The 591-nt window shown below is 36.9% G+C and carries 1 protein-coding gene; it reads left to right on the top strand.

The window, feature by feature from the left end:
- Positions 1 to 479, top strand: a 479-nt coding sequence (locus AC1DTM_RS30760) for a class I SAM-dependent methyltransferase (RefSeq protein WP_477001740.1), incomplete at its 5' end; no start/stop codon positions are given.
- Positions 480 to 591: the final 112 nt, after the last annotated feature.

The following is a 591-nucleotide window of genomic DNA, read 5'->3' as shown; positions in this document are numbered from 1 at the left end:
CTGGGTACAAAGCGGTTGGGGTGGACTTATCGGAAGTTATGATTCAAAAGGGTAAGGAACGCGGAGAAGGCCCAAACTTATCTTTTATAAAAGGTGATCTTTCTTCATTACCATTTGAAAATGAGAAATTTGAAGCAATTATGGCAATTAATTCTTTAGAATGGACCGAGGAGCCATTGCGAGCATTAAATGAAATAAAGCGTGTTTTAAAGAAAGATGGATACGCATGTATTGCAATTTTAGGACCGACAGCAAAACCGAGAGAGAATAGTTATCCGCGTCTATACGGCAAAGATGTTGTTTGCAATACGATGATGCCTTGGGAATTTGAACAGTTAGCAAAAGAACAAGGATTTGAAGTTGTAGATGGCACCGGCGTATATAAGCGCGGAGTAAATGAGAAGATGTTAGGTCAACTACCTACAGAGTTACAACAATCGTTAACGTTCTTATGGGTATTTATGTTAAAAAACGTATAACGAAATCAAAAAATTTTTAGGAGGTAAAAAAGTGCAGAAAATACAAAAAACTGATACAATATCATCAGAACCAATTAAAGGGGGACTAGGGTATATGACAACTACTACAACA

This window comes from Bacillus sp. P4_D3 (genome assembly GCF_056401855.1).
Note: the sequence above shows the minus strand (reverse complement) of the source record. Positions and strands in the feature narration are given on the sequence as shown.